This window comes from Kitasatospora sp. NPDC127111 (assembly GCF_042677465.1).
GTDB lineage: Bacteria > Actinomycetota > Actinomycetes > Streptomycetales > Streptomycetaceae > Kitasatospora.
In genome coordinates this window covers 8,926-15,590 of sequence record NZ_JBHXTG010000123.1, presented here as the reverse complement: position 1 = coordinate 15,590, position 6,665 = coordinate 8,926, and the positions used below count along the sequence as shown (strand labels likewise).

Here is a 6,665-nt window from a genome sequence, read left to right as displayed (position 1 = left end):
CTGACGGCGGCGGCGGGCCGGCCCGGTGAGGTCCGGGGCCGCCCGGCCGGGGCCCCGGCCGCGGCACAACGGCTACGGGGTGGCGGCTGCGGCGCGACGGCTACAGCGTGACGGCGAAGTTGGCCAGCACGCGGGCGGCCAGCTCCCGGTCGCCCTCGACGGCGACCGGACCGGGGCGCCCGCGGCCGCAGGCGAGCCGGAGGTAGGTCTCCCAGTCCATGGTGAGCTGGACGTCGGGGGCGAGGCTGATCGACTCGTCGACGGTGCCGCGGCCCCCGGCGTCGACCCGGACGGTGCGCAGGAACTCGACCGGGCCGGTGACGTCGATGACCAGGGCCGTCCCGGCCGGCGCACCGGCCTGGTGGGCGACCGCCTTGGGCAGCAGCTCCAGCAGGACGTCCCGGGAGATCAGGGCGCCCGGGGCGTCGAGGTTGCCGGGCACGTCGAGGGCGCGCCGCAGGTCCTGCTCGTGCACCCAGACGTCGAAGGCCCGGCGGCGCAGCAGCTCGTGGTACGGCACGTCGCGGCTGTGCGGCCCGGCGGGCCAGCGGACCGGCTCGTCCGGGGTCCGCTTGGCGTTCCGCAGCGCGCGCGAGCGGCGGATGATCGTGTACTCCAGCTCGCCGGTCAGCTCCACCGAGGTGTGGCACCGGCGCTTGTCGACGGGCAGCTCGATGTAGCGGGCGAACTCGGTGGTGACGTGCCGCAGGTCCCGGGGGAGGGAGTGGATCGGGCGCGGGTCGCCGAGCAGCTCGGACTCGATGGCGATGACGTGCGAGACGACGTCCCGCACCGACCAGCCGGGGCACTCGGTGGCCCGGTTCCAGGAGTCCTCCGGGAGAGGGGTCACCAGCTCCGATATCGATTCGATGGACTGCGTCCACGCCTCGGTGTAAGCCTGCACGGTCTGGTTGTCCGTCACGGGAATCTCCGGCCCTCCGTCAGCTGCCTTGCCTCGCGCGCCCTGGCCTCGGCGGCCGTCCGGGTTCGTCCGGCTTCCGGGCGCGCACGCTAACCGCACGTTACGCTGCCGGGTGAGAGCAGGGCAGTGCTTTCGGGTGACGATCGTAGGACTCTTGCCGTGGACGGTGGTACTGTGCGCGCTTCATTGATCCAACTCGCGGTCTCCGACACCGAGCCGGCCGCCGAGCGCCGGGCGCGCGCGGCCGCCCTGGTCCGGGCGCAACAGGGCGCCGACCTGGTCGTCCTCCCGGAGCTGTGGCCGCTGGGCGGCTTCGCGTACGACCTCTGGTCGGACGGCGCCGAGGCCCTGGACGGGCCGACCTCGGACGCGATGGCGGCCGCCGCGAAGGCGGCCGGGGTCTGGCTGCACGCCGGTTCGATCGTCGAGCGCGACCCCGACGGGCCGATCTACAACACCTCGCTGCTGTTCGCCCCGGACGGCGAACTGGTGCACACCTACCGCAAGGTGCACCGCTTCGGCTTCGACAGCGGCGAGGCGGTGGTGATGGGCGCCGGGCAGGAGATCGTCACGGCCGCCACCGACTTCGGCACGCTGGGCCTGGCCACCTGCTACGACCTGCGGTTCCCGGAGCTGTTCCGGGCGCTGCTGGACGCGGGCGCGCAGCTGCTGGTGATCCCGGCGGCCTGGCCGGCCAAGCGGCGCGAGCACTGGACGGTGCTGAACCGGGCCCGCGCGATCGAGGAGCAGGCCTACGTGCTGGCCTGCAACACGGCCGGTACGCACGGCGGCGTCGAGCAGGCCGGGCACAGCATCGTGGTGGACCCGTGGGGCCGGGTGCTGGCCGAGGCGGGCCCGGACGAGGAGGTGCTGACCGTGGAGTTCGACCCGGCCGAGGTGGCCAAGGCCCGCGCCGACTTCCCGGTCCACCGCGACCGGCTGCTGGGCATCCCGGCCCCCGTGCAGCGCTGAGGCCCCGCCCGCGGGGACGACCCGGACAGCCGGCCCCGCGGCCGTGGGACGGGGCGTCGGGTGACCGGCGTGGCACCGGGGGCCGCGCGGCGGCGGCATCTTTGAGAAGATGAGCGTTCGTCGTGTTCCAGCGTTCTTCGCCGGTCTGTCCCCGGGCCGGCCGCCAGCCCGCCCGAGGAGGTCGCGCGCATGTCCGGTACCGGCGCAGGCGACACCCGCCCCGTCATCCACCGCAACAGCCTCCGTGAGCAGATCGCGGGCGCGCTGCGCGAGGAGATGATGGCCGGTCGGCTGGCCGCCGGGCGCAACTTCACCGTCAAGGAGATCGCCGAGCTGTACGGCGTCTCGGCGACCCCGGCCCGCGAGGCGCTGGTCGACCTCGGGGCGCAGGGGCTGCTCCGGACCGAGCACCACCGGGGCTTCACGGTGCCGGAGTTCGGCTGGGACGACTTCCTGGAGATCTTCGAGTCCCGGGTGCTGCTCACCGACAGCTACTTCCGCCAGCTCGCCGTCCGGACGGCGCTGCCGGACACGGCCGCCCGGATGCCCTCGCTGCGCCGGCGGGCGGACGCGGCCGTGCGGGCGGCGCGGGCCGGGAACCTGGACGTGATGGTGGGCTGCGACCGCCGGTTCTGGCAGGAGATGGCCGGGCTGCTCGGCAACCGCCGGATCGGCGACTACCTGGACTGGCTGCGGGTGCAGTCCTGGATGTTCGCCGCGCCCTACCTGCGGGCGATGCCGAAGCTGGGCGGGGTCTGCTGGGACCAGCACCTGGAGCTGGTCGACGCGGTCGCGGCCGGGGACCTGGCCGGCGCGCACCGGATCGTCTGCGACTACAACCTGTTCACCGTCCGGCTGCTGGCCGGGCTGGCCGGGCAGCCGGTGGAGTCGGTCGGCGTCCTGCCGCTGCTGACCGCCGGGGCCGGACCGGCGGAGCCCGCGGCGGCGGACCCGGGGGCGGACCCGGCGGCGGACCCGGGGGCGGAGGGGCCCGGGGCGGACGGGCCGGCCCCGGAGCGGGGCGCGGCAGCCGCGGCGGGCCCCGCGGAGACGGCCCCCGGCGGTGCTGCGGCGGTCGGCGGGCCGGCCCGCGGCGCGGCGGGGAGCGGCCGGGACCGCGAGCTGGGCCGGGAGCTGGGCCGTGAGCTGGGCCTGGGCCTGGGCCTGGTGCCGCAGCCGCGCTCGGTGCCGTACGGGCGGTTCGGCCGCCGGCTGCCCGACCCGTCGTCCGGCCAACTGCCCGAGGGGCGGCCCGGCCCGCACCGCGCGCCGGGCCGGTAGGGTGGGCGGTCGTCGCCCCGGGCGGTCCCTGCACCGACGGTCCGGGTGCCGATCCGTCCGCCCGTCGTTCGCCCCGCGAACGGCCCCCGCCGCCCGGAGAGGAAGAGCCGGCCCATGGCCTGCGACCTCTGGCTCGTCCCGCTCGTGGACGTGCTGAGCCACAGCCCCGACAACCCCTTCCGGGACGACCTCGCGCTCTACAACGCCGTGTTGACCTCGCGCGGACTGCCCGAGGTGCCGGTCTACCAGTACGTGCCGGGGATCAGCGGCGCGGTCGAGCCGATAGCCGCCTTCGACTACGACTCGCTGCACTTCCTGCGCCGCGCCTACCTGCTGGGGCTGACCGGCCTGGACATCACGCCGGTGGACGCGCTCGGCGGCGACTACGAGCAGCTGCTGGAGATGTTCGAGAGCAGCGCGGAACAGTCCCACCTGGTCTGGCACTTCGACCATGCCGGGGCGTACGTGCCGATCGAGTTCGCGGTGCCCCTGGTGGACGACGCGCTGCTGGCCGCGGGCGGCCCGCTGGGCTCCAGCCACGGGCTGCTGCGCGAACTGCAGGCCGTCGCGCCGGCCCTGGGCATCGACCCGCTCAACCCGCCGAACCCGACCAGGCCGCTCGGCCCGACCGGCCTGGAGCAGCCGTTCGGCCCGCCGCTGGACGACCTGCACCCCTTCGCCCGGGAGCGGCACGCCTGGGCGGGCCTGTACGCGGCGGCCACCCGCAGCCTCACCCAGGGCTCGATGATCGTCTTCGCCTGAGTCGCGTGCCGGCGTGCCCGCGGGGCGCGGACACGGGGCACTGGCACGGGCACCGGCAACGGCACGGGAGGACGCGGGTACGGGGGCGCGTGCCCGGGTGGCCCGGCCCGGCGCCTCAGCGCAGCGGGCCCTCCGGCGGCCGCTGGCGCGGCATGGTGGGCCGGGTGCCCGGCGGCGGCAGGATCCGCACCTGGGCTCCCCCGCTCGTCTCGCTCCGGCCGCCCCAGCTGCCCGCGGCCTGGGTGGGCAGCTGGGTCATGCCGGCGCGGAACTCCAGCATCCACTCCGAGGTCTCGGTGCGGACCATGTCCGACACGTCCTCGCAGAACCGCCGCAGCACCCCGAGGCAGCGCTCGGCCGCCTCGCCGGCGGTGCCCTCGGTGGGGCCGAGCACCTCCCGCACGCACTCTGACGCCCAGTCGAACTGGAAGGCCTCCAGGCGGCGTTGCAGCGCCTGGGCGGTGGAGACGTCCCGCATCCAGCCGGAGGTCAGCCCGAACACCCGGTCCGCGCCGTAACAGGCGGCCGAGAGCGCCAGTCCGACGTAGCCCCAGCTGGTGGCGTGCGCGACGGCGCCGGTGAGGTCCACCAGCGGCGCGGTGACCCCGCCCACGGCGAAGCCGGCCGAGCCGAACCGCAGCAGCCGGGCCCAGCGGCGCTTCCAGACCCGGTCCCGCCGGTACCAGTCGATCGCCTCCACGGCCCGCTCCTCGGACCAGCGGTAGAGCTCCTCCAGCCGCTCGGCGGGCTCGCCCCAGTCGCCCAGCGGGAACTGGCGGGTGCTCAGATCGGTCCGGCGGCGGGTGGACGCCGGGCGCGCGACCGTGGCGGCGGGCTGGTCCTCCTCGCCGATCTCCTTGCCCCAGGCACTCTCCTCGGGCTGCATTTCCGGCTGGCTCACCTGTGGGGCTCCCTGTGGCGGGCGGACTGCTGGGTCTGACGGCGCGTCGCCCTGACGCGCCATCGGCCTGGCTGGCCGTGAAGCGCCCGGGACACGCATCGGACGCGCGACGCCCCGGGCGGGTGCGGCGTGCCCGGGGACGGCGCACCGGCCGCGGCCGGTGGTGGTCCAACAGCACTTCTTACCGCCAAATGGCTGACCGTGGGGGCGCTTCGCCAATGATCGTTACCGGATTCGCGCACCGGAACCCGAGGTGAGCGGGTTGCGGCGGTCGGCGAGATTTCACCCGTCCGAGCGAGGCCCGGGTGACCCGCTGTCCTGACCCGGACACCCGGCGCCGATCACCGGGGCCGCGGATTGGAGGATCCTCCGACTCCGGCAGCGTACGGAGGGCTTTCGCTGGAGGTTCCGACGGGACCGGAGGGCAGCCGGAACCGGCCACCGACTACCCTTGCCAACCGTGAAGGTCCTCGTCATCGGCGGCGGCGCCCGCGAACACGCCCTGTGCCGCTCTCTGTCCCAAGATCCCGCCGTGACCGAGCTGCACTGCGCCCCGGGCAACGCCGGGATCGCGCAGGTGGCGACGGTCCACCCGGTCGACCAGCTGGACGGCGCGCAGGTCGCGGCGCTCGCCCGGCGGCTCGACGCCGGGCTGGTCGTGGTCGGCCCGGAGGCCCCGCTGGTCGCGGGCGTCGCCGACGCCGTGCGCGCGGCCGGCATCCCGGTCTTCGGCCCCTCCGCCCGGGCCGCCCAGCTGGAGGGCTCGAAGGCCTTCGCCAAGGACGTGATGGCCGCGGCCGGCGTGCCCACCGCCCGCTCCTACGTCTGCACCAGCGCCGACGAGGCGGCCGAGGCGCTGGACGCCTTCGGCGCGCCCTACGTGGTCAAGGACGACGGCCTGGCCGCCGGCAAGGGCGTCGTGGTCACCTCCGACCGCGAGGCCGCGCTGGCCCACGCCGCCTCGTGCGAGCGCGTGGTCATCGAGGAGTACCTGGACGGCCCCGAGGTCTCGCTCTTCGCCATCACCGACGGCACCACCGTCCTCCCGCTCCAGCCCGCGCAGGACTTCAAGCGCGCGCTGGACGGCGACGAGGGCCCGAACACCGGCGGCATGGGCGCCTACTCGCCGCTGCCGTGGGCCCCCGAGGGCCTGGTCGAGGAGGTCCTGGAGACCGTCCTGCAGCCGACCGTGGACGAGCTGCGCCGCCGCGGCACGGAGTTCTCCGGCCTGCTCTACGCGGGTCTGGCGCTGACCTCCCGCGGCACCCGGGTGATCGAGTTCAACGCCCGCTTCGGCGACCCGGAGACCCAGGTCGTGCTGGCCCGGCTGCGCACCCCGCTGGCCGCCGTCCTGCACGCCTCCGCCACCGGCACGCTGGACCAGCTGGAGCCGCTGCGCTGGGACGACGGCGCCGCCGTCACCGTGGTCGTCGCCTCCGAGGGCTACCCGGCCGCGCCGCGCACCGGCGACCCGATCGAGGGCCTGGCCGAGGCCGAGGCCGCCGACGGCACCGCCTACGTGCTGCACGCCGGCACCCGGGCGGGCGAGGACGGCGAGGTGCTCAGCGCCGGCGGCCGCGTCCTCTCGGTCACCGCGACCGGTGCCGACCTGGCCGAGGCCCGCACCCGCGCGTACGACGCGGTGGGCCGGATCAGCCTCAAGGGCGGCCACCACCGCACCGACATCGCCCTCAAGGCCGCCGGGCTGTAGGCCCCCGGCGAGGCGGCGAACGAGCGAGCGGGCCGGCGGCGAGCCGGGCCGAGCGCGGAAGAGGTTGGGCGCGGGGCGCTGCGTCCGTGGGGAAACAACCCCCATGGCAGCTGGGC

Annotated in this window: 6 protein-coding genes; 4 read left to right on the top strand and 2 right to left on the bottom strand. The window is 75.8% G+C overall.

The features are described 5' to 3' along the window. Positions 1–100 precede the first annotated feature (100 nt). Positions 101–922 (bottom strand): maleylpyruvate isomerase family mycothiol-dependent enzyme, encoded by an 822-nt coding sequence (locus tag ACFVHB_RS38560; RefSeq protein WP_380332266.1) that lies wholly within the window; start codon positions 920–922, stop codon positions 101–103. Positions 923–1,096: 174 nt separating this feature from the next. On the opposite strand from ACFVHB_RS38560, the gene ACFVHB_RS38555 reads away from it, so the two are divergent. The 3 genes from ACFVHB_RS38555 to ACFVHB_RS38545 all read left to right on the top strand — a co-directional run bounded on the left by ACFVHB_RS38555 (position 1,097) and on the right by ACFVHB_RS38545 (position 3,937). Next, positions 1,097–1,894, top strand: a complete 798-nt coding sequence (locus ACFVHB_RS38555) for a carbon-nitrogen family hydrolase (RefSeq protein ID WP_380332263.1) — start codon at positions 1,097–1,099, stop codon at positions 1,892–1,894. A 189-nt stretch (positions 1,895–2,083) separates the two neighbouring features. Next, entirely contained in the window at positions 2,084–3,175 is a 1,092-nt protein-coding gene (locus tag ACFVHB_RS38550) for a GntR family transcriptional regulator (RefSeq protein WP_380332260.1), read from the top strand. A 114-nt stretch (positions 3,176–3,289) separates the two neighbouring features. Then, positions 3,290–3,937, top strand: coding sequence for a hypothetical protein (locus tag ACFVHB_RS38545; RefSeq protein WP_380332257.1), 648 nt, complete (start codon positions 3,290–3,292; stop codon positions 3,935–3,937). 115 nt (positions 3,938–4,052) lie between these two features. On the opposite strand, the gene ACFVHB_RS38540 is transcribed toward ACFVHB_RS38545, so the two are convergent. Next, a complete protein-coding gene (locus ACFVHB_RS38540) occupies positions 4,053–4,838 on the bottom strand; it encodes an SLATT domain-containing protein (protein WP_380332254.1) in 786 nt (261 codons plus the stop codon). Between the two features lie 460 nt (positions 4,839–5,298). Between ACFVHB_RS38540 and purD the strand changes: the two genes are divergently transcribed. Then, positions 5,299–6,549 (top strand): phosphoribosylamine--glycine ligase, encoded by a 1,251-nt coding sequence (purD, locus tag ACFVHB_RS38535; RefSeq protein WP_380332251.1) that lies wholly within the window; start codon positions 5,299–5,301, stop codon positions 6,547–6,549. The last annotated feature ends 116 nt before the right edge of the window (positions 6,550–6,665 follow it).

What these genes read in the sequence shown, in the direction of transcription:
- ACFVHB_RS38550 (WP_380332260.1), top strand. Translation starts at nt 2,084, where the DNA reads ATGTCCGGTACCGGCGCAGGCGACACCCGCCCCGTCATCCACCGCAAC.
- ACFVHB_RS38545 (WP_380332257.1), top strand. Translation starts at nt 3,290, where the DNA reads ATGGCCTGCGACCTCTGGCTCGTCCCGCTCGTGGACGTGCTGAGCCAC.